Here is a 21,116-nt window from a genome sequence, read left to right as displayed (position 1 = left end):
GCGTTTCTCCTGTCGTTGACACCGCCTCCACGCAAACCCCGCGCCCGTCTCGGCCGATGCGGAACGGCGGTTGCTGCACAGGGACGAATCGTCGTACCGGAGCCCTTCATGCGCGTCACGCTGCGCTTTCGTTTCTGTCCCGCCCCGCTGACGTGGGCGACCTGCCGCGCCCCAGGCCGCACGGGCGTCGTCACATGACGCGCCATCCGCCGCCCGCCGACGCCGACGCCGACGCACCGGCGACACTCGGCGCATGCCGCCGCTGTGCGTTGTGGGAGCATGCGACCCAGCCGGTGCCCGGCGCCGGCCCCGTCGACGCGACGATCATGCTGGTCGGCGAGCAGCCGGGCGACCAGGAAGACCGCCAGGGATTGCCGTTCGTCGGCGCGGCCGGGCGCATGCTGGACCGCGCACTCGATGAAGCCGGGATCGAGCGCGCGCACTGCTATCTGACGAACGCGGTCAAGCACTTCAAATGGGAGCCGCGCGGCAAGCGCCGGCTGCACAAGACGCCCGCGCAACGCGAGGTGGCCGCGTGCCGCTACTGGCTCGAACGCGAACTCGATGCGGTACGGCCGCGCGTCGTCGTCGCGCTCGGCGGCACCGCGTTGCGCGCGCTGCTGCAAGACAACGATGCGACGCTCGAGGCCGCGCGCGCGCCGATTCGCACGGCGCAAGGGCTGCTTGTCGTCGCGACCTATCACCCGTCGTACGTGCTGCGCACGCGCGGCGCCGATTCGCGCGAGCATGCGTACCGGAGGCTCGTCGACGCGTTGCGCACCGCATCGCGCCTGGCCGGCGAACCCGACCGCGACCTCGATCGCGACAACCGGCCCGGCGCACGCGGAGGCACTCGATGAGCGCACCGGGCGACGACGCGCGGCCGGCCGCGGGCGCCGCGCCGCGCACCGCGACACCGTGGTACCGGCGGCTCGGTCCCGGCCTGCTCGCGGGGGCGTCCGATGCCGATCCGAGCAACATCGCGGTCTACGCGCAGGCCGGCAGCCAGTTCGGCTTCAACATGCTGTGGATGATCGTCGTCACGCTGCCGATGATGGTCGCCGTGCAGCTCGCGTCGGCGTTCATCGGACGCCGCAACCGCGCGGGCCTCGTCGCCGCCATCCGCGAGCACTTCTCCGACCGGCTCGCCAAGACGCTGATCGTGATGGTCGCGATCGTCAACGTCGTCAACGTCGGCGCCGATCTCGCGGCGATGGGCGACGCGACCGCGCTCGTCGCGGGCGGCCACAGCTACTGGTACGCCCCGGTCTACGGAATCGCCTCGCTCGCGCTGCAGGTGACGCTGTCGTACGAGCGCTATGCGCGCTGGCTCAAATGGATGACGCTCGGGCTGATCGCCTACGTCCTCGAACTCGGCTTCGTGCCGATCGACTGGCGCGGCGTGATGCATGCGATCGTGCTGCCGAGGATCGAATTCACGCACGCGTATGCGACGACCACGGTGGCCGTGCTCGGCACGACGCTGAGCCCGTACCTGTTCGTGTGGCAGGCCGCGCTCGAAGTGGAGGAAACCGCATCCGGGCCACCCGACACGCGCCGCGAGACCGAGCGGCGCGTCACGTTCGACACGTGGGTGGGCATGATCGTCACGAACGCGGTGTCGTTCTGCATCATGGTGATCGGCGCCGCGGTGTTCTTCGCGCGCGGCCGGCACGACATCGGCACCACCGCGCAAGCCGCCGAGGCGCTGCGGCCGATCGCCGGCGAAGCCGCGTTTCTCGTGTTCGCGTTCGGCATCGTCGGCTGCGGGCTGCTCGCGATTCCCGCGTTTGCGGGTAGCGCCGCGTACGGCTGCGCGGAAGCGTGGCGGTTCCGCGAAGGGCTGAACGAGCCGGTGCGGCGTGCGCCCGCGTTCTATGCGGTGCTGGCGCTGTGCGTGATCATCGGCATCGTGATCTGCGTGAGCCCCATCGATCCGATCAAGGCGCTGTACTGGAGCGCGGTGCTCAACGGGATCGCGGCGGTACCGATGCTCGTGCTCGTGATGCTGCTGACGCACCGGCGCGAGGCGGCCGGACAACCCGGCAGCGGCATCGTGTCGAAAACGTTCGGCTGGCTGGCGGTCGCGCTGATGGCGGCGTCGGTCGTGACGATGGTCGTCGACCTGCTGACCTGAACCGCGCATCGTCCATTCATTGCGCGCGCCACTTTCGCGGCGCCGGGCCGGCCGCGTCGCGGCCATGCCCGGCCCGCCGCACTTACATCATCTTGCCGCGCGACTTTTCGGCGCGCGCTGCATCCGCCGCCGATTCGACCTTCTTCACTTCTTCCGGCGGCGGCAGCACCGCCTTGAAGCCCATCGACTGGATCCACATCTCGCGCGCCCAGCCCCGCGTGTGATACAGGTGATGATCCTCGTCGGCCTCGACCTCGTCGTGCGCGTCCTTCAGCGTCTTCGCGACATCTCCCGACAGCTGGTCGGCCGCATAGCCGATCAGCTCCCAGTTCAGGTGATCCTTGGTCTCGGCGAGCACCACGCACTCGGCCGCGACGACCTGCGCGACCCCCGGGTCGGCCTGCTTCTGCGCCTGCTCGATCGTATGCACGAGCGCCTTGCCGATGGCCGCCACCGCGCTGCGGCCGGGTGTCTGCGCGTCGGGATCCATGCCGAGCGTCTCGAACACCTTGCGCAGCACCTCCTGGTGATGCAGCGTCTCGCGATGGTACTTCTCCCATTCCTTGTGCAGATCCTCGTCGGTCGCGCATTGCAGCGCGGCTTCGTAGATCTTCGCGCCGCCAAGCTCGGTTTCGTATGCCTGGCAGAGCAATTCGCGGATGCCTTCGTGTTTCGGTTGCCGATGGGCCATGACTGCCTCTCCAAAAAGACGGGCCGCACCCGCGGCCCGGGGTTGAACGGGCGCGCGTTACTGCGCGCCCACCTTGCGTTCGAGCGCCTGCGCCATGCTCAGGTGATGCCGCAGCGTCGGCAGCGTGGTGCTCGCGAACTCCCTCAATTGCGGATCCCGCCCGTTTCGCGCCTCGCCTTCGAACAGTGCGACGGCCTTGCTGTGTGCTGCCGGGCCGACCGCCGCGACGTACGCGACGTCGAAGTCGCGACCGTGCTTGCCGCGCAGCGCCTCGACGTCGGGATCCTGGATCTGCTCGACCTGCGGCTTCATGCCCTGGCGCGCGGCGATCTCGTTCAAGCGCGCATTCGCCTTGCCGTGATCGGCCACCATGCGCTGCGCGAAGGCGCGCACGTCCGGCGACTGCGCCTGCCGCAGCGCGAGCTGGCTCGCCTGCACCTCGGCCTTGCCGGCGATCGCGGCCTTGTCGACGAATTCCGCGTCGCCGCCTTGCGGCGCTTTCGCGATCATCGCGTCGCCCGCGCCCGACGACGGGTTGATCACGCCGCCCGGCACATGTGAATTCGATGCGGGCGGCTCGCTCGGCATCTGCGCGCGGGCGAGCCCGCCGGCGGCGAGCACGGCCGCGGCGCACGCCGCGATCGTCCAGTTGGGTCGTTTCATGGGTTTCCTCCTTGCATGGGGCGAGAGACGTCAGCCGCCGACGATCGAGCCGCCGTTCGGATGCAGCGTCTGCCCGGTCATGTAGCTCGCGCCTTCCGACGCGAGCAGCACGTAGCAGCCGATCAGTTCGTCCGGCTGCCCCGGCCGCTTGAGCGGCACGTTCGCGCCGAACTTCGCGACCTGCTCGGCCGTGAACGTCGACGGAATCAGCGGCGTCCAGATCGGCCCGGGCGCGACCGCGTTGACGCGGATGTCGCGTTCGGCCAGCTCCGCCGACAGCGACCGCGTGAACGCGACGATCGCGCCCTTGGTCGCCGAGTAGTCGGGGAGTGTCGGATTGCCGTGATACGCGGTCACCGATGCGGTGTTGACGATGCGTCCGCCGTGCTTCATGTGCGGCAGCGCGGCCTGCGTGCAGAAGAACATGCCGTACACGTTCGTGCGGAACGTGCGTTCGAGCTGTTCCTCGGTCACGTCCTCGATGCCCGGGCGAGGATGCTGTTCGCCCGCGTTGTTCACGAGCACGTCGAGCCGCCCGAGCCGCTCGACCGTGCGCGCCACCGCGTCGTACGCCTGCCGTCGGTCGCCGACGTCGCACATGATCGCCTCGCAACGCCGGCCGGCCTGCTCGATCAACTGCTTCGTATGCGCGGCGTCGGCCGACTCCTTCAGGTAGACGATCGCGACGTCGGCCCCTTCCTTCGCGAAGCCGATCGCGACCGCGCGGCCGATCCCGCTGTCGCCGCCCGTCACGAGCGCGACCTTGCCGGCGAGCTTGCCGCTGCCGACGTAGTCGGCCGCGTCGTCGCGCGGCTGCGGATGCATGTCGCGCTCGGTGCCCGGCTGGCGATCCTGGTGCTGGGGCGGCGGAGTCTGTGCGGTAGTCATGGGGGCGTTCCTCCCTGAACGGTGTCGTCATATCGCTCGCAAGCGGCGTGCCGCACCGGGCAACGCCGTCGTTGCGCGTGCCACGCTGCAAACGGGCGTAAAAAATTCAGCGTGGCTGGCCGTCCGACGCGGGCTCGCCGGGGCGACGTACCGGATCGAAGTCGCGCCACTCGCCGTCCTGCCAGTCGCCCTCGACACGCTCGATCGACGACGCCCCGGTCGCGCGCAGCACGTCCTCCGCGGTATTCACGGTGTCGGGCGCCACGCGCACCGCGAGGATCACGCCGGATTCGCTCTGCGCGAGCGTGCCCTTGCCCTCGGCCTGCTCGCCGCGCATGCGGCCCAGCGCGCCGCCGAAGGCGCCGAGATACGCGCCGGCCAGCGCGGCGGCGGCCGGAACGAACCAGTAGCGCACGCCGATCGCATAGACGAGGAGTCCCACGACGATGCCGATCACCACCCCGCGGATCGCGCCGATCATCGCGCCGCGCCCGCCCGGCTTCGCCGCCGTATCGGCATAGACGTCGCCGCCGATCGGAAAGCGCGCATGCTGTCCGGCCGGATTCAGGAAGAAGATCGATACGTCATCCGAACCGAACGCGCGCTCGTAAAGGTGACGCGCCCCACCTTCCGCTTCGTCGAACGTCGTGAAGCGGCCTGCGACGATCATCGCCATGGTCGTGCTCCTCGTGACGGGGATGGCGCCGCGTGCCACCGCACGCGGCGCGACGGGACGGCGCTCACATCAGCCGCCCGAGTTCCTTCGATACCGACGCCGGCGTGCCGTATTCGCGATCGGGAATGCGGCGCAGCATGTCGATCACGCCGGGGTCCGCATGCGAGCGTTCCGCGCACTCGACGACCGCCGCCTTGCTGGCCGGATAGTCCATGCCCTTCAACGCCTTCTGCACGTCGATCGGGCTCGGCGCCTTGCCGTGGCCGCCCTGATGGCCGCCCTTGTCATGGTCCTGCTGCACGCGCTCGCCTTCGTGCGCGCGCGAGTGGCTGTATTCGTGGCCCGTATGTTGTCGGGATGTCATGAAAATCTCCTTGGGGATGAACGAAATCACGTCGACGCACGGCGCGCCCGCGCCAGCGCGGCGACCACCAGCGCCGCCGCACCAAGGGCGACCGCCCCGGCCACCTTCGGCCGCTGAACCACCGTGTTGTAGGCGCACCCGCGCAGCACGGGCCCGTCCATGCCTTCGCGCTCGTGCAGCGCATGGCGCGGCTCGTACAGCGCGTTGTCGTCGCGCGGGCGGGCGGGTCGATCCGTGCGCTGGCTGCGCCAGAACAGCCGGGCCGCGATGCGATCGAACAGGTGCGGCGCGTGATACGCGCTCGCCGACGTGAACTTCGCCGCGCCGCCCACGAACAGCGTGCGGCGCGGATGCGCGGCCGCGAACAGGATCGCGTCGGCCACCAGTTCCGGGTCGTAGATCGGCGGCGGCAGCTTCGCCTCGACGTTCATGTAGTTTTTCGCGTGCATCACGAACATCGTGTCGATCGCGGCCGGCTTGATCAACGTCACGGACACCGGCAGGTGGTCGCCCTCCATCTCGAGCCGCAGCGAATCGGTGAAGCCCTTCACCGCATGCTTGGACGCCGCATACGCGCTCTGCAACGGCACCGGCGCGTCGGACGCCTCGCTGCCCATGTTGATGATCGCGCCGCCGTGAAAATCGTCCTTGCGCCGGAAGTGGTCGGCCGCCACGAGCGAGCCGTGCACGACGCCCCAGTAGTTGGTGTCGAACAGCTTGCGCTGGTCGTCGAGCGGCACCGCGGAAGCCGGGCCGAAGATCGATACGCCGGCGTTGTTGATCCACGTGTCGAAGCCGCCGTAGGTCTCGACGGCCTTGGCGGCCGCGCGCTGCAGATCCTCGAGATTGCCGACGTCGCCCGCGACCGCCACCGCGAGATCGCCATGCTGGCGCAGCTCCTCGCACAACGTATTGAGCGCGGCTTCGTTCCGCGCGAACAGCACCAGCTTCGCGCCGCGGCGCGCGGCCTTGCGCGCGGTGACGAGACCGATGCCGCTCGTCGCGCCGGTGATCACGATCGTCTGCTCGCCGACCGGTTTGAGCATGCAGTTCATGGCTGGACTCCTTGTGCGGCGCGGCCGCGGTCACTTGGCCCGGATCGTCAACTGATCGCGCACGTCCTGCACGCCGTCGACCTGCTTCACGACGCTGACGGCCTGCGTGCGCTGCGCCTCGTCGGGCACGCTGCCGGTGAGCGTCACGATGCCGCGCCGCGTCTTCACGTGGATGTCGCCGGACGACAGCCCGTTCGTCCCGACCAGCTCCGCCTTCGCCTTGGTCGTGATCGTGGCGTCGCGGATTTTCGTGCCGGTCGTCGTATGCGACGACGCTGACGTCGACGCGGCACTGTCGTCGCCGGCGGCGAGCGCCTTCGGCGCGATCACCGCGCACGCCGTGGTAGCGGCGATCGCGATCGCCATGCCGGCGCGCATCGCGTTGCGACGACGGACCCTCGGGGAACGGGCTTGCAGCGGGAATGCCTTCATCGTGACCTCCTTTCGTCGAGCCGGGATCGCCGGCGGGTGAGCGGGACAGCGCAAGTCGCGTGCCTCGGTGCCGGTGCGGCGCCGCCGCGGGTTCGCCCGATCAGACGCCCTTTCATCCAACCCGTTGTAATTTTTTCGGTATCCCGACGGGGGGCTCCGCGGGCAATGCCCCGGGTATGCCGCTTGCCGAACCACCGGCAACGGTGGCCCATCCACGCGGCCCCGATACCGGGAGCAACACCATGCAAAGAATCGCGTTGATCAGTGAGCACGCATCGCCGCTGGGGGTGATCGGCGGCGTCGATGCCGGCGGGCAGAACATCTACGTCGCGAACGTCGCGAAGCAACTGGCCGAGCGCGGCCTCGACGTCGACGTCTATACGCGTTGCGACAACCCGCACCTGCCGGAAGTCGTGCCGATCGGCACGCACATGCGCGTGATCCACGTACCGGCCGGGCCGCCGACCGACGTGCCCAAGGAGCGGCTGCTGCCGTACATGGCCGCGTTCGCGGACGGCATGGTCGCGCGCATGCGGCGCGAGCCCGACCCGGTCGACGTGATGCACGCGAACTTCTTCATGTCGGGCGACGCGGCATTGCGCGTGAAGCGGCAGCTCGGCATCCCGCTCGTCACGACCTTCCATGCACTCGGCCGCGTGCGCCGGCTGCACCAGGGCGACGCCGACGGCTTCCCCGATGCGCGCTTCGCGATCGAGGACACGCTCGCGCGCCGTTCGGACCGCGTGATCGCCGAATGCCCGCAGGACGCGCTCGACCTGACGACGCACTATCGCGCCGACGCCGCGCGCATCGAGATCGTGCCGTGCGGCTTCGACGTGCGGGAACTCAGGCCGACGCCGCGCATCGACGCGCGCGCGCAGCTCGGCTGGCCGCAGGATGCCTTCGTCGTGCTGCAGCTCGGCCGCCTCGTGCCGCGCAAAGGCATCGACACGGTGATCGACGCGCTGGCCCGCATGCCGCGCGACCCGCGCCGGCCGACCCACCTTTATATCGTCGGCGGCAGCCAGGCCACGCCCGACCCGGCCCGCGACCCGGAACTCGCCCGCCTCGCCGGGCTCGCGCACGACCTCGGGATCGCCAATCGCGTGACCTTCGTCGGCCGGCGCGACCGCGACACGCTGCATCTGTACTACAGCGCGGCCGACGTGTTCGTCACGACCCCGTGGTACGAGCCGTTCGGCATCACGCCGGTCGAAGCCATGGCCTGCGCGACGCCGGTGATCGGCAGCCACGTCGGCGGCATCCGCACGACGGTGGAAGACGGCAAGACCGGCTATCTCGTGCCGCCGCGTGATCCCGCCGCGCTGGCCGCGCGGCTCGTCGAGCTGCGCGCGCAGCCCGAGCTGTGCGCGGTGCTGGGACGCGCCGGCTACCTGCGCGCGCACCGGTTCTATACCTGGAAAGGCGTGGCCGACCGGCTGGTCGACATCTATCGCGACGTCGCGCGGCCGCGCAGCGCCGGCGCGTCAGCCGGCACCGGTCGCCGCACGCCCGTGTCGATCACATCGGGCGCGCTCGCCCATCGCAAGGAGAACGCATGATGAAGGGCCATGATCGCAAACGCGTGCTCGTCGCCGGCGGCGCCGGCTTCCTCGGCTCGCACCTGTGCGAACGCCTCGTGACGGACGGCCACGACGTGCTGTGCGTCGACAATTTCTACACGGGCGCGAAGGACAACATCGCGCATCTGCTCGACGCGCCGACCTTCGAACTGATGCGGCACGACGTGACGTTTCCGCTCTATGTCGAGGTCGACGAGATCTACAATCTCGCGTGCCCCGCGTCGCCCGTCCACTACCAGCGCGACCCCGTCCAGACGACCAAGACGAGCGTGCACGGCGCGATCAACCTGCTCGGTCTCGCGAAGCGCGTGAAGGCGCGCATCCTGCAGGCGTCCACGAGCGAGGTGTACGGCGACCCCGACGTCCACCCGCAGCACGAGCAATACTGCGGCCGCGTGAATCCGGTCGGCCTGCGCGCCTGCTACGACGAAGGCAAGCGCTGCGCGGAAACGCTGTTCATGGACTATCACCGCCAGTACGGCGTCGACGTGCGGATCGCGCGCATCTTCAACACGTACGGCCCGCGCATGCATCCGGCCGACGGCCGCGTTGTGTCGAACTTCATCACGCAGGCGCTCGCCGACGCGCCGCTGACCGTCTACGGCGACGGCAGGCAGACGCGCTCGTTCTGTTACGTGGACGACATGGTCGATGCGCTGATCCGGCTGATGAATGAGCCGGGCGACGCGAGCGAGCCGGTCAATCTCGGCAGCGACGCCGAGATCGCGATGCTCGACATCGCGCGCGAAGTCGTGCGGATCGTCGGCGCGACGGTCGCGATCGAGTTCCGGCCGCTGCCGTCCGACGATCCGCGCCAGCGGCGGCCGAACCTCGATGCCGCGCAGCGGCGCCTCGACTGGCGCGCGACCACGCCGCTCGCCACCGGGCTCGCGCGTACCGTGCGGTACTTCATTCATCGGCAGGCCGCGCTTCACCAACCGGGCGATCTCGTGCGCAGCACGCAGATCGCGTCGCACCTGCTCGCGCAGGCCGATATGCCGCGCCGCCCGGCACCGGCGCAGTGACGATGCCGGCGCGTCCGGCGCGCGCCGTCCGTCAGTCAGTCAGTCGTCGCGCTTCGTCACGAGCATGATCTTGTGCGCCAGTTCGCGCACGTCGACCGGCTTGCACAGATAGCCGTCGAAGCCGGCCTCGAGGGCGCGGCGCTCATCCGCCGGGCCCGCGTGCGCGGTGACGGCAAGCACGCGCAGGTTCCGCGTGTCGCCGTTGCCCGCACCGCGCCGAAGCGCGTCGAGCAGCCAGAAGCCGTCGCCGTCCGGCATCGCGAGATCGGACAGCACGACGGTGGGCTGCAGGCCGGCGGCCATCGCCAGCGCTTCGCGGCCCGACGACGCGACCGTGACGGCCGCGCCGAACGTCGTCAGCGCGGCGGTCAGGCTCGCGCGCGTCGTCGCATCGTCGTCGACGATCAGGATCCGCTGCGCGGCGAGCCCGAGCGGCGCGTGACGGTCGCCCGCCTGCGCGAGCCCCCACGCCATCGCGCCGGCAGGCTGCCAGCCGGCCGGCAGCCTCACCGTGAACGTCGAGCCGAGATCGCGGCCCGCGCTTTCGGCCGTCACGGTGCCGCCGTGCAGCTCCGCGATATGCCGCACGATCGACAGCCCGAGACCGAGCCCGCGCCGCGACGACGCCGGCGAATCGTCCGCGCGACGGAACATGTCGAAGACGTACGGCACGAACTCGGGCGCGACCCCCTGCCCCGTATCGGCCACGGTCAATACCGCGTGCGTGCCGTTGCGCGCCAGCCCGACATGCACGCTGCCGCCGCCCGGCGTGAACTTCAGCGCGTTCGACACGAGGTTCGACAGCATCTGCCGCAACCGTTCGGCGTCGCCGGACACGATGAACGTGCTGGACCCGCAAGCGAATTCGAGCATGACGCCGGCCGACGACGCGGCCGTCTGGAACGTGCCGACCGAGTCGGAGAACAGCCGCGCGAGGTCGACCGGCGCCGCGTCGAGCCGCAGCTTGCCGGTCGCGAGCGACGACGCGTCGAGAATGTCGCCGACCATCCGCGTGAGCGAGCGCGCGCTGCGGTCGATCGCATCGATCGCCTGACGCTGCAGCGCCTGGTCGACCGAATGGCGCAATACCTCGACCCAACCGTAGATTACGTTCAGCGGCGTGCGCAGTTCGTGCGACACCGTGGCCAGCAACTCGTCCTTCAACCGATTCGACGTATCGGCCTGGTCGCGCGCATCGCGCGCCCCCTGCAGCGACCGCTTCGCGCGCAGATCATGGCGGCGCCGCGCACCGGTCTCGTGCAGCGTCAGCGACAACGCAATTGTCGCGACCGCGTCGCCGCGCAACCGGCGCGCCGACACGGTCGCCCGAAACCGCCGGCCGTCGCGCCGGACGCACAGCAACTCGACGGGCCCGACCGCGTCGCTCAGGTTGTCGAACGATTCGGCGAGCGGGCCGCGCCGCAGCCAGCGCATCGCGACCAGGGACTCGAGCGAACGGCCGCGTGCGTCGTCTTCGTCATAGCCGAAAATCCGCTGCGCGGCCGGGTTCCAGCTGACGATGCGGCCATCGCCGTCGACGCCGACGATCGCGTCGGGCGACGCGTCGACGACCGCTTGCTGAAGACGCGACGCATCGACCCGCGCGCGGTCCGCGCTGGCGTCACGCACGATCATCACCGCGCCGTCGATGTGGCCGTCCACGTCACCGAGCGGCGACGCCACCTCGACGACCGGCACCGGATCGCCGCCCTCCGCCGCCTGCAGCCAGTGCCGGTCGGACGTCGCATGGGCGCCGCCGAGCGCGCGTTCGAGCGGGGTCGTCGACACGCGGCGGCCCGCGTGGTCGACGATCCGCAGCACGTCGCGCGCGGGCCGCCCCGTCGCGTCTTCCGGCCGGCAGCCGACGAGCGCGGCCGCGGCCGCGTTGACGTAGGTGAGCCGCCCGTTCGCATCGGCCGCGATCACGCCGTGCGGCAGGGCCTGCAACACGGCTTCGAGCCGCTGCCGCGCGGCCGCCTCGCGCCGGCGCGCACGATCGTTCGTGAGCCGCGTATGGCGCAGCATCGCCGCGAGCGCGCACACCAGCACGCCGACCAGCATGAACGTGCCGAGCTGCACGAGCCGATCGGGCAGCGGCTGCGTATAGGCCGCGGGATCCGAGAGGAACAACGTCCACACCAGTATGCCGCTGGCCACGGTCGACACGACGCCGAACAGGAACGACGTCGCCCATGCGGCGCCCGCGAGCAACGGGTAGTACAGCACGAACGGCAGGTTCACGCCGCCGAAACGGATCGCGAGCGACTGCAACACGGTCGCGATCGCGACCAGCATCGCTGCCATCACGTAATTGCCGGCGCGCGGTCGGGTCATTTCAATCATCGGACACGTTCCTGCCTCGAGTGGCCGGGCGCTCTCCCGGAAACGACGGCCGGGCACGATGCCTGCTCGCCCGGCTGGCCAACCACCCGGGAGATCATCTCGTGACGCATGACCCGACACGCTGGCTCGTCGTCTCGCCCCATCTGGACGACGCCGTCTTCAGTTGCGGACGCCTGCTTGCGGCAACGCCCGGCTCGATCGTCGTCACCGTGTTCGCCGGCATTCCGCCGCGCGATGCGCCGGCGCCGCCATGGGATCGCCGCGCAGGCTTCCAGCGCGCCGACGAAGCCGTGCGCGCGCGCCGCGACGAAGACCGACGCGCGCTCGCACGGCTCGACGCGCGGCCGGTCTGGCTCGACTTTCTCGACGATCAATACGGCACGCCCGCCGCATCGGCCGCGATTGCCGCGCGCGTGGCGCGGGAAATCGACGCACACGCCGGGTTCGGCGTCCTCGCGCCGGCCGGCCTGTTCCACCGCGATCATCTGCAAGTGCAGCAGGCCGCGCTGTCGCTGCTGGAGCGCGCACGCGCGTCGCACGACGCGGCGCGCGCGTGGCGCTTCTACGAGGACGTCCCGTACCGCCGGATCGCGGGGCTGATGGCCAGGCGCGTGAGCGACTGGCGCGAGCGCGGCTGGATCGCCCATCCGGCCGGCGCCCCGGCCTGCGACCGCGCGGAAGCCATCGCCGCGAAAGCCGCCGCAGTCGCCGCGTATGCGAGCCAGGTTGGGTTGTTCGATCCTCATATGCGCGCCGATCTCAAGGAACCCGAAACGTACTGGCGGCTCGAATGCGACGTCACGTTCGCGTAACCCCCGCGCGCCACGTTGCGCCGCCGCCCGAACCGCGCGTGACCGCCATCGTGCTGACGTTCAGACGACCGGCCGGGCTCGCGCACACGCTGGCCCGGCTCTCGTCGCTGCCCGACCGGCCCGCCATCGTCGTCGTCGACAACGCGGCGCAAGCCGACACCGCCGCGCTGATCCGCCACCGCTATCCGCACGTCGTACTCGTGCAGGCGCCCGCCAATCTCGGCGCGGCCGGCCGCAATCTCGGCGTGGCCGTCGCCCGCACGCGCCACGTCGCGTTCTGCGACGACGACACATGGTGGGCGCCCGGTTCGATCGAGCAAGCCGCGGACCTGCTCGACGCGTATCCGCACGTCGCGTCCGTCACCGCGCGCGTGCTCGTCGGCCCTGACCAGCGCGAAGACCCGACCTGCCGCCGGATGGCCGACAGCCCGCTCGATGCGCCCGTCACGCTGCCCGGCCGCCCGATCCTCGGCTTGCTGGCCGGCGCGACGGCGTTCCGGCGCGACACGTTCATGCAGGCAGGCGGCTACCATCCGCGCTACTTTCTCGGTGGCGAGGAAGCGCTGCTCGCGCTCGACCTGTATCGCGCCGGCGGATGGCTCGTCTATGCGCCGCGCCTCACGGTCCACCATGACCCGTCGCCGCAGCGCGACGCGCGCACGCGCGCCCGCGTCACCGCCCGCAACGCGGTATGGACTGCCTGGCTCAGATGGCCGGCCCCGGCCGCGCTGCGGCAGACCGTGCGGCTGCTGCCGCGCCTGTGGCGCGACCGCATGCTCGCGCGCACGTTCGCGGGCCTGGCGTGGATCCTGCGTGAGCGCCGTACGATCCCGCCGCACGTGGAACGCATGCGCCGCCAGCTTGAACGCGATGCGCGTCGGGATGCGTGCCACGGAGCATGAGCGCGGCGGCACCATCAGGAATCCGGTTTTCCCGCATCGTCATCCAGTTGCGCGAGCCGGTTGTAGATCGTTTTCAGGCTGACGTCGAGCACCTCGGCCGCCTGCGCCTTCACGCCGCCGCATTGCGCGATCGTGCCGAGGATCAGCTTGCGGTCGACTTCCTCGAGCGGCGTGCCGAACGGCACGGTGACGCGATCGTCATGCGAATCGACCATGCTCGACAACTCGTCCATGATCGGCGGCGGCAGCGTATCGATCAGGTCCGTATCGCTGAAGATGCTCGCGCGCTGCACGAAGTTGCGCAGCTCGCGTACGTTGCCGGGCCACGCATAGGTCTTCAGCGCGTCGCGCGCGGCGGGCGAGAAACGCAATGAACGGCCGCTTTCCTCGTTGTAGCGCTGCAGGAACGCATCGGCGAGCATCGGGATGTCGTCGCCGCGCTCGCGCAGCGACGGCAGCGGAATCGGGAACACGTTGATCCGGTGGAACAGGTCGGGCCGCAGCTTGCCGTCGGCCATCGCGGCCTCCGGGTCGCGGTTGGTCGCCGCGACGATGCGCACGTCGACATCGATCTCGCGCGTCGAGCCGAGCCGCGTGAGGCGCCCCGTCTCGAGCACGCGCAGCAGCTTGACCTGCGACTCGAGCGGCATCTCGGTGATCTCGTCGAGAAACAGCGTGCCGCCGTCTGCGCGTTCGAAGAAGCCCTTGTGCTGGCGCTCCGCGCCCGTGAAGCTGCCGCGGTCGTGGCCGAACATCTCGCTCTCGACGAGGTTCGCGGCGATCGCGCCGCAGTTCACCGCGAGGAACGGGCCGCGGCGGCGCAGGCTCAGGTCGTGCACCGTCTGCGCGGCCAGCTCCTTGCCGGTGCCCGATTCGCCCGTCAGCAGGACCGATGCCTCGGTGCGCGCGACCCGGCCGATCGCGTCGTAGACGGCCTGCATCGCGGGCGAGCTGCCGAGCATGCGGCCGAAACGGCCGAGGCGCTGCAGTTCCGAACGCAGTTCGGCAATCTCTTCATGCAGTGCGGTGGTGCGCGGCACGCGCGCGAAGATGCTGTTCAGCCGCTGCATGTTCAGCGGCTTCACCAGGTAGTCGGTCGCGCCGCGCCGCAGTGCGTCGATCGCGGTTTCGAGGCTCGCGTGGCCGGTGGTCAGCACCATTTCACAGTGCGCACGCTTCGGCAACGCATCGAACAGATCCATCCCGTTGCCGTCCGGCAGCACGAGATCGCACAGCACGAGATCGGGGGGATGCGTCGACACGAGCGTGCGCGCTTCCTCGAGCGTCGCGGCCGTATCGCACGACAGCTGCTGGGTGCGGGCGAGCGTCGCGAGCATGGTGCGTGTATCGGCATCGTCTTCGACGATCAGGACGTAGGGCATCGAGGCTCCTCTTGAAGCGGCCCGACCCGTGCATGGCCGGAACCGCGACGGACGCGCAGCGCACTGTCTCCACCTCGTTTCGTGGCGGTATGCGCCGCGCTGCTGTGCATGATCGGAAGGACAAGCGTTCCTGCGCGGGATACGACGCTTAGCAGTATAGAAGAATGGTGTCGCGCATTCCCCGCCTATCGAATAAATCTATCCGGCCGCGCGGCCCGCATTGCAGATTCAATGTCTCACCGTCGGTATAAAAGGTATTCTCGGTATAGGAAAACGGTGACGCATGCCACGTCATTTTTTCACCTGGTCTCGACGCATTCGGTCAAATCTTCCCATTCGATATCACACCATGTCGAAATCCGTCGATGACGGCACGCGGCTCTTCGGCCGCTCGCGTACGATCCAGACCCTGTTGCTGAAGGTGTCACGCGTGGCCGTGACACGCGTCGGCGTGCTGATCGTCGGCGAAAGCGGCGCGGGCAAGGACATCGTCGCGCGGCTCCTGCACGACCTGAGCCCACGCCGCCGCGGGCCGTTCGTTCCCGTCAATTGCGGCGCGATTCCTCACGACATTGCGGAATCGCACCTGTTCGGTCACGAGAAAGGCAGTTTCACCGGCGCCGTGGCCCAGCACGTCGGCATGTTCGAGGCCGCGCGCGGCGGCACGCTGTTTCTCGACGAGATCGCCGAAATGCCGGCCGAGCTGCAGGTCAAGCTGCTGCGCACGCTCGAGTCGAACACGATCGTGCGGGTCGGCGGCCACGAATCGATCCCGCTCGACGTGCGGATCGTCGCCGCCACCCATCACGACCCGGTCGAGGCCGTGCGCAGCGGGCGGCTGCGCGAGGACCTGTTCTACCGGATCGCGACGGTCGCGCTGCACGTGCCCGCGCTCAGGCAGCGCGAGGACGACGTCGACGATATCGCGCTGCAGATCGTCGAGCGGCTGAATGCGCGGCACCGCACGAGAAAGCGGCTGTCCCTCCAGGCGATGAAGGCGTTGCGCGCCTACACGTGGCCCGGTAACGTGCGCGAGCTGCGCAACACGCTCGAGCGCGCGTTCATCCTCGCCGACGAGCAGATCGAGCTGCAGTTGCCGCGCCGTGCGCCGCCGCGCGACGAATGTCGTCACAATGCGATCACGCTGCATATCGGCACGACGCTCGCGCACACGCAGCAGCGCTTCATCGTCGCGTCGCTGCGGCATTTCAACGGCGACAAGCCGCGCACCGCAAAAGCGCTCGGCATCAGCCTGAAGACGCTGTACAACCGGCTCGCGCTCCTGCCCGAACATGAACGGGAGGCGTTTCGCGGAACCGGCACGTCGAACGTGCCGAACGTGCCGAACCCACCCGACGCACCGACGCCCTGAGCCCGCGCGGCACGCGTGCGACTCACGTCGCGACGTCGTGCAACGCCGCGTCCCAGTCGCGCACGAACCGCTCGATGCCGAAGCGCTCGCACGCGTCGCGTCGCGCGGCGGCGCCCCACTCGCGTGCGAGATCGGGATCGCGGATCAGCATGCGCATCGCATCGATCAGCACGGCCGGCCGCGTATCGGCCATGCCGTTGCGGCCGCTCCGGATGAGCAGCGCCATCTCGGTCGTCGCGAGCGCGACGATCGGCATCCCGATCATCATCGCCTCGATCACCGCGAGCCCGAGGCTCGTATAGCGGATCGGATTGAAGAAGAACCGGTAGTGCGACAGGAAGTGCGGCAGCGCCGGGTTCGGCACCTCGCCGATCCCGCCCAGCTCGGCCGAGCCCATCCCGACCAGTTCGAGCGGCACGCTGTGACGCGCGGCCTCGAACAGGTCGGCGCCCAGGCGACGCCCCCGGCGCGCCAGGTTGTTCACGACCGTCACGCCTTTCGGCAACGTCCCGTGATACGCGACGTGGTCGGGCATCAGCACGCCATGCTCGATCACCCGCGTCGGCGTCACGCCGTTGTCCCACATCAGCGCGTTGAACGGCGTCACGTGCACCAGCAGCACGTTCGGATCCTGCACCGGATGCAGCGTATCGGTCGGATGCCCGCGCGGCGGATCGTGCTCGACGAACAGGGTCGGCAACGCACGCTGGTCGTCGCTCAGCAGCCGCAGGCGGTCGTGCTCGTAATGCTTCTGATGCTGGTACAGCACGCAGTCGAATGCGGTGTCGCGCACGCACTCCGCCGGCACCTCGTGCACGTTGTCACCCCATGGCAGGTGCCCGACGCGGCCCGCATAGCCAGGCGGATCGTGCGGCTTCGTCACGATGAAGAACTCGTGCGGCGCCTGCGACAGGTAATACAGGTAATTGCCATGCACGTGCCAGGTCAGCACGCGCAGCCGCTTACGTGACATGACGCCTCTCCTCCGCCAGCAGTTCGCCCGCCTGCTCGATCACGTCGCCGACGCCGATCGCCATCGCGCATTCGTGCCCATACGGGCAGGTGTCGAACATGCACGGCCGGCACGCCGGATAGTTCGCGAGGACGCGGTGACGCGCGCTGTCGAGCGGCGCCCAGCGGCCCGTGTCGCTGCCGCACGCGACGACCACGCTCGGCGTGCCGAGCGCCGCCGCGACGTGCGACACGCCCGTGTCGTTGCACAGCACCAGCCGTGCGCGTCCGATCAGCGCGGCAAGCGCGCCGAGCGGCGTGCGGCCGCACAGGTTCACGCAGGGCCGCGCGAGATGCTCGGCGAACGCACCGGCCAGCGCCAGTTCCGCGCGCGTGCCGGTCAACACGATCTGCCAGCCGTCGTCGGCGAGCTGCCGTGCGGCAAGCGCGAAGCGGTCGACCGGCCAGCGCCGCGACGCCATCCGCGCACCGGGATGCACGATCACGTAGCGCCCCGGATCGAGCGCATGCTCGTCGCACAGCACGTGCCACAACGCATAATCCAGGCCGCCGAGCGGGAATTCGAGGTAGTCGCCCCATTCCGCATAGCCGAGCGCGCGCATCAGCGCCAGGTAACGCGTGACTTCAGGCTCGTCGTCCCGCCACGCGAGCGCGTGGTCGAGCCGGGTCGCGCCACCGTCGGCCGGCACGAAGCCGGCCGTGCGCGTGGCCCCGAGCGACGCGACGATCGCGTTGGTGGTCGTGCCGCTGCCGTGCAGCTGGATCGCGAGGTCGAAATCCCGCGCGCGGCACTCGGCGATGAACGCTTCACGGGCGGCTGCGTCGGGCACCGGTTGTTCGCCGAGCCCCGGCGCACCGGGAAATGCGATGAAGCCGTCGAGGTAGTCCGAGAAGCGCGACGCAAACTCGCGCGCCCACGGCAGCCCGATCAGCGTGATCCGCGCGTCGGGTTCGCCGCGCCGCAGCGCGCGCAACGCGGGCACCGCGCACAGCATGTCGCCGAGCTGCAGCGCACGGAACACCGCGATGCGCGCCGGGCGCCGCACACGCTCGAAATCGGCAGGTTCGGTCGTCATAGGAACAAGACCCGGAAATGAAGCGCGCCGCGCATGCGCCAGTACAGCGACACGGGCGGAATCGCGATGGACGTGACGATCATCTCGGCCACGTGCGACGGCGTGAGCCGCGTGCCGCGCAAGCGCTTCACGCAGAACGCCGCCGTCAACACGGCCCAGGCCGCCGCGCATGCCACGCCCGGCGCCGGCCACCCGGCCGCGAAGCACACGAGTGCGCCGAGCGCGGCGAGCACCGCCGCGTAGTAATGCCACGGCGGCACCGGCCGGATATGGCGGCGGTAGGTCGCACGGTGCTTCTTGTACAGCAGCGCGTCGAAATAGACCTTCGACTGCTGGCCAATGCTCGCGCCCCAGCGCGCGGGGCGGACCGGATGCACGATGCACGCCGCATCGGCGTCGACGATCGGCCCCGCGTGTTCGCGCAACGCGAACATCAGGTCCGCGTCCTCGCGCCAGGCGCGGGTGAAGCGTTCGTCGAAGCCGCCGACCCGTTCGAGCGCCACGCGCCGCACGAAACAGTTCGCGGTCGCGAATTCCGCATGCGCGAGGCCGGCCGCGTCGCGCTCGTAGTCGGTCGGGTGCGGCCGCAACGGCACGTCGATGCGGCCCGCGGCGGCGGACGCGGTCGGTTCGGCCAGCAACGCGGCCGTGCCGTGGCGCAGCCACGCCGGATCGGGAATCGTGTCGTCGTCGGTGAACGCGATCAACGCGCCGCACGCGCTGCGCCAGCCGACGTTGCGCGCACCGGCCGGCCCCTGCGTGGCGGGCGCGGTCATGTAGCGGATCACCGGCATGTCGGTCACGCGCGCACGGCACCGCTCGACGACCGGCCGCGCGCTGCCGGCGGCGTCGTCGTCGACCACGATGATCTCGTAGGCCGTCGGGTCGAACACCTGCACGCACAGCGCGTCGAGGCAGCGTTCGAGCAGGTCGGGCCGCCGGTAGGTCGGCACGACGACCGACACGATCGGCGGCCGTTGCGTGTCGCGCGCGTTCATCTCGGTTTCTCCAGCAGGAACGAACCGATCACGAGTGCGTCGAGCGGCGACGTCCAGAAGCATTCGAGCGCGTCGCGCGGCGTGCAGACGATCGGCTCGCCGCGGGTATTGAACGACGTGTTGACGAGCACCGGCACGCCGGTGAGCGCGTCGAACTCGGTCAGCAACGCGTGCAGCAGCGGATGCTGCGCTTCGTCGACGGTCTGCACGCGCGCGGTGCCGTCGATATGGCGCACGGCCGGAATCGTCGCCTCCGCGCCGGGCGCGACGTCGTACACGAACAGCATGAACGGCGCGCGCAGCGGCGTGCGCCGTCCGCCGCGGAACCAGTGATGCGCCTTGCTTTCGAGCACGACCGGCGCGACCGGCCGAAAGTCCTCGCGATCCTTGATCTTGTTGAGCTTGCGCTGCATGTCCGGGTCGGTCGGCGACGCGAGGATCGAGCGTGCGCCGAGCGCGCGCGGGCCGAACTCCATGCGCCCCTGGAACCAGCCGATCACGCGGTTCGCCGCGAGCAGCGCGGCCGTTTGCGCGGCGACGTCGGCCAGCCGCCGGTATGGCAGCTGGGCGTCCTTCAGGAACGCCTCGATCGCGTCGTCACCGTATGACGGCCCGAGATACGCATGATCCATCCGCCATGCGCCGCGCTCGCCGCGCATCCGGAAGTCGGTCCACAGCGCCGCGCCGAGCGCGGTGCCGGCGTCACCGGCGGCGGGCTGCACCCACACGTCGTCGAACGGGCCGCGATCGCGGATCTTCGCGTTCATCACGCAGTTCAGCGCGACCCCGCCCGCCATCGCGAGCTGCCGCTCGCCGGTGCCGGCGGCCAGCCAGTCGACCGCCTGCAACGCCGTTTCTTCCAGCACGCGCTGCAACGCATGCGCGATGTCGCAGTGATGCGGCTCGATCGGGCCGCCGCGTTCGCGCGGCGGGCCGAACAGCGCGACGAGATCGCCGTCGAGGATCGCGTAGCGTCCGTCGCCGTCGTAGCGCACCAGCTTGCGCATCGCGTCGGCGAACACCGGCTTGCCGTACGACGCGAGCGCCATCACCTTGTACTCGTCGGACGAGTGCAGGAAGCCGAGGTAGCGCGTCACGCGTTCGTACAGCAACCCGAGCGAATGCGGCAGGTTGACCTGGCCGAGCCGCCGGTACGACCGGCCGTCGAACGCGCCGTAGCTCGTCGTCGCACGCTCGCCGCGCCCGTCCATCGTCATCACCGCGCAGCGCGCGAAAGGCGCCGCGAGAAACGCGCTTGCCTCGTGCGCGAGATGGTGCTCGACGAAATGCCAGCGGAACGGCCCGTCGTGCGTGACACCGCGAAAACGCCGCTGCAGGTGGTGCGGCGCACCGCCCGCGAGCTGGCGCGGCGCGTTCACGATCGACGACAGGAACAGCGGATGCCATGGCGACGCGCCGCCGTTGCGCGGCGCGTGGGCCGACGGCGAAAGCGGCAAGGTCAGCGACGGCTCGGCCGTGTCGCGATCGAGCTCGAACCACGGGTCGTACGAATACGCGACGTGGTCGACGTCCGCGAGCACGATGCCGGCCTCCGCGAGACAGTAGTCGATCGCATGGTAGGGCAACTCCCAGGTCGAGAACGGTACCGGGCGCTTCGCATGCTTCACGTGCGTGAAGCGTTCGTCCTCGGCGGCCGCGATCACGATGCCGTCGCGCACGAGGCACGCAGCACTGTCGTGAAAGGCGGCGTTGATGCCGAGCGTATGGATCGGTTCGGGCATGCG

General features: G+C 70.0%; 20 protein-coding genes. 7 read left to right on the top strand and 13 right to left on the bottom strand.

The window, feature by feature from the left end; all coding sequences use genetic code 11:
- Window positions 1–194 precede the first annotated feature (194 nt).
- Together CFB40_RS36070 and CFB40_RS36065 are read left to right on the top strand one after the other, a co-directional pair.
- The gene (locus CFB40_RS36070) at window positions 195–860 is read left to right on the top strand and encodes a UdgX family uracil-DNA binding protein (protein WP_254600143.1); all 666 of its coding nucleotides are present in this window, start codon (window positions 195–197) and stop codon (window positions 858–860) included.
- Window positions 857–2,137, top strand: coding sequence for an NRAMP family divalent metal transporter (locus CFB40_RS36065; RefSeq protein WP_089434099.1), 1,281 nt, complete (start codon window positions 857–859; stop codon window positions 2,135–2,137). Before CFB40_RS36070 ends, CFB40_RS36065 begins: the two co-directional genes overlap by 4 nt.
- An 82-nt stretch (window positions 2,138–2,219) precedes the next feature.
- On the opposite strand, the gene CFB40_RS36060 is transcribed toward CFB40_RS36065, so the two are convergent.
- From CFB40_RS36060 to CFB40_RS36030, 7 genes are all read right to left on the bottom strand, one after another.
- The gene (locus tag CFB40_RS36060) at window positions 2,220–2,828 is read right to left on the bottom strand and encodes a DUF892 family protein (RefSeq protein WP_089434098.1); all 609 of its coding nucleotides are present in this window, start codon (window positions 2,826–2,828) and stop codon (window positions 2,220–2,222) included.
- A gap of 57 nt (window positions 2,829–2,885) precedes the next feature.
- Entirely contained in the window at window positions 2,886–3,491 is a 606-nt protein-coding gene (locus CFB40_RS36055) for a DUF4142 domain-containing protein (protein ID WP_089434097.1), read from the bottom strand.
- A 30-nt stretch (window positions 3,492–3,521) separates the two neighbouring features.
- The gene (locus CFB40_RS36050) at window positions 3,522–4,379 is read right to left on the bottom strand and encodes an SDR family oxidoreductase (RefSeq protein WP_089429285.1); all 858 of its coding nucleotides are present in this window, start codon (window positions 4,377–4,379) and stop codon (window positions 3,522–3,524) included.
- A 106-nt stretch (window positions 4,380–4,485) separates the two neighbouring features.
- Entirely contained in the window at window positions 4,486–5,055 is a 570-nt protein-coding gene (locus CFB40_RS36045; protein WP_089429284.1) for a hypothetical protein, read from the bottom strand.
- 64 nt (window positions 5,056–5,119) lie between these two features.
- On the bottom strand, window positions 5,120–5,419 hold the full coding sequence (locus CFB40_RS36040; protein WP_069250315.1) for a DUF2795 domain-containing protein: 300 nt from the start codon (window positions 5,417–5,419) through the stop codon (window positions 5,120–5,122).
- A gap of 26 nt (window positions 5,420–5,445) precedes the next feature.
- A complete protein-coding gene (locus CFB40_RS36035; RefSeq protein ID WP_089434096.1) occupies window positions 5,446–6,474 on the bottom strand; it encodes an SDR family oxidoreductase in 1,029 nt (342 codons plus the stop codon).
- A gap of 30 nt (window positions 6,475–6,504) precedes the next feature.
- Window positions 6,505–6,906 carry a BON domain-containing protein gene (locus CFB40_RS36030; RefSeq protein WP_089434095.1) on the bottom strand — a complete coding sequence of 134 codons (402 nt, stop codon included), beginning with the start codon at window positions 6,904–6,906 and terminating at the stop codon, window positions 6,505–6,507.
- A gap of 242 nt (window positions 6,907–7,148) precedes the next feature.
- Here CFB40_RS36030 and CFB40_RS36025 point away from each other — a divergent pair, with 242 nt between their 5' ends.
- Window positions 7,149–8,468 carry a glycosyltransferase family 4 protein gene (locus CFB40_RS36025; RefSeq protein ID WP_089434094.1) on the top strand — a complete coding sequence of 440 codons (1,320 nt, stop codon included), beginning with the start codon at window positions 7,149–7,151 and terminating at the stop codon, window positions 8,466–8,468.
- Window positions 8,468–9,514, top strand: coding sequence for a UDP-glucuronic acid decarboxylase family protein (locus tag CFB40_RS36020; RefSeq protein WP_089430080.1), 1,047 nt, complete (start codon window positions 8,468–8,470; stop codon window positions 9,512–9,514). Before CFB40_RS36025 ends, CFB40_RS36020 begins: the two co-directional genes overlap by 1 nt.
- A gap of 39 nt (window positions 9,515–9,553) precedes the next feature.
- Here CFB40_RS36020 and CFB40_RS36015 read toward each other — a convergent pair whose 3' ends face one another.
- The gene (locus tag CFB40_RS36015) at window positions 9,554–11,857 is read right to left on the bottom strand and encodes a hybrid sensor histidine kinase/response regulator (RefSeq protein WP_089434093.1); all 2,304 of its coding nucleotides are present in this window, start codon (window positions 11,855–11,857) and stop codon (window positions 9,554–9,556) included.
- A 101-nt stretch (window positions 11,858–11,958) separates the two neighbouring features.
- Here CFB40_RS36015 and CFB40_RS36010 point away from each other — a divergent pair, with 101 nt between their 5' ends.
- Entirely contained in the window at window positions 11,959–12,669 is a 711-nt protein-coding gene (locus CFB40_RS36010) for a PIG-L family deacetylase (protein ID WP_089434092.1), read from the top strand.
- A complete protein-coding gene (locus CFB40_RS36005) occupies window positions 12,648–13,571 on the top strand; it encodes a glycosyltransferase family 2 protein (protein ID WP_089434091.1) in 924 nt (307 codons plus the stop codon). Before CFB40_RS36010 ends, CFB40_RS36005 begins: the two co-directional genes overlap by 22 nt.
- A gap of 14 nt (window positions 13,572–13,585) precedes the next feature.
- Here CFB40_RS36005 and CFB40_RS36000 read toward each other — a convergent pair whose 3' ends face one another.
- A complete protein-coding gene (locus tag CFB40_RS36000) occupies window positions 13,586–14,953 on the bottom strand; it encodes a sigma-54-dependent transcriptional regulator (RefSeq protein ID WP_089434090.1) in 1,368 nt (455 codons plus the stop codon).
- A 349-nt stretch (window positions 14,954–15,302) separates the two neighbouring features.
- Here CFB40_RS36000 and CFB40_RS35995 point away from each other — a divergent pair, with 349 nt between their 5' ends.
- Complete coding sequence (locus tag CFB40_RS35995) at window positions 15,303–16,325, top strand: sigma-54 interaction domain-containing protein (protein WP_256976982.1); 1,023 nt, start codon at window positions 15,303–15,305, stop codon at window positions 16,323–16,325.
- 22 nt (window positions 16,326–16,347) lie between these two features.
- On the opposite strand, the gene CFB40_RS35990 is transcribed toward CFB40_RS35995, so the two are convergent.
- The 4 genes from CFB40_RS35990 to CFB40_RS35975 are packed head-to-tail and all read right to left on the bottom strand — an operon-like array spanning window position 16,348 to window position 21,113.
- Window positions 16,348–17,298, bottom strand: coding sequence for a glycosyltransferase (locus CFB40_RS35990; protein ID WP_089429276.1), 951 nt, complete (start codon window positions 17,296–17,298; stop codon window positions 16,348–16,350).
- Window positions 17,288–18,373 carry a glycosyltransferase family 9 protein gene (locus CFB40_RS35985; RefSeq protein WP_089434089.1) on the bottom strand — a complete coding sequence of 362 codons (1,086 nt, stop codon included), beginning with the start codon at window positions 18,371–18,373 and terminating at the stop codon, window positions 17,288–17,290. Before CFB40_RS35985 ends, CFB40_RS35990 begins: the two co-directional genes overlap by 11 nt.
- Window positions 18,370–19,371: a glycosyltransferase family 2 protein gene (locus CFB40_RS35980; protein ID WP_089434088.1), complete on the bottom strand. Its 1,002-nt coding sequence runs from the start codon at window positions 19,369–19,371 to the stop codon at window positions 18,370–18,372. The genes CFB40_RS35985 and CFB40_RS35980 overlap by 4 nt, the downstream gene beginning before the upstream one ends.
- Window positions 19,368–21,113 carry a carbamoyltransferase family protein gene (locus CFB40_RS35975; RefSeq protein WP_089434087.1) on the bottom strand — a complete coding sequence of 582 codons (1,746 nt, stop codon included), beginning with the start codon at window positions 21,111–21,113 and terminating at the stop codon, window positions 19,368–19,370. Before CFB40_RS35975 ends, CFB40_RS35980 begins: the two co-directional genes overlap by 4 nt.
- Between the last annotated feature and the right edge of the window lie 3 nt (window positions 21,114–21,116).

This window comes from Burkholderia sp. AU31652, from assembly GCF_002223155.1.
In the GTDB taxonomy this organism is placed as follows: domain Bacteria; phylum Pseudomonadota; class Gammaproteobacteria; order Burkholderiales; family Burkholderiaceae; genus Burkholderia.
Note: the sequence above shows the minus strand (reverse complement) of the source record. Positions and strands in the feature narration are given on the sequence as shown.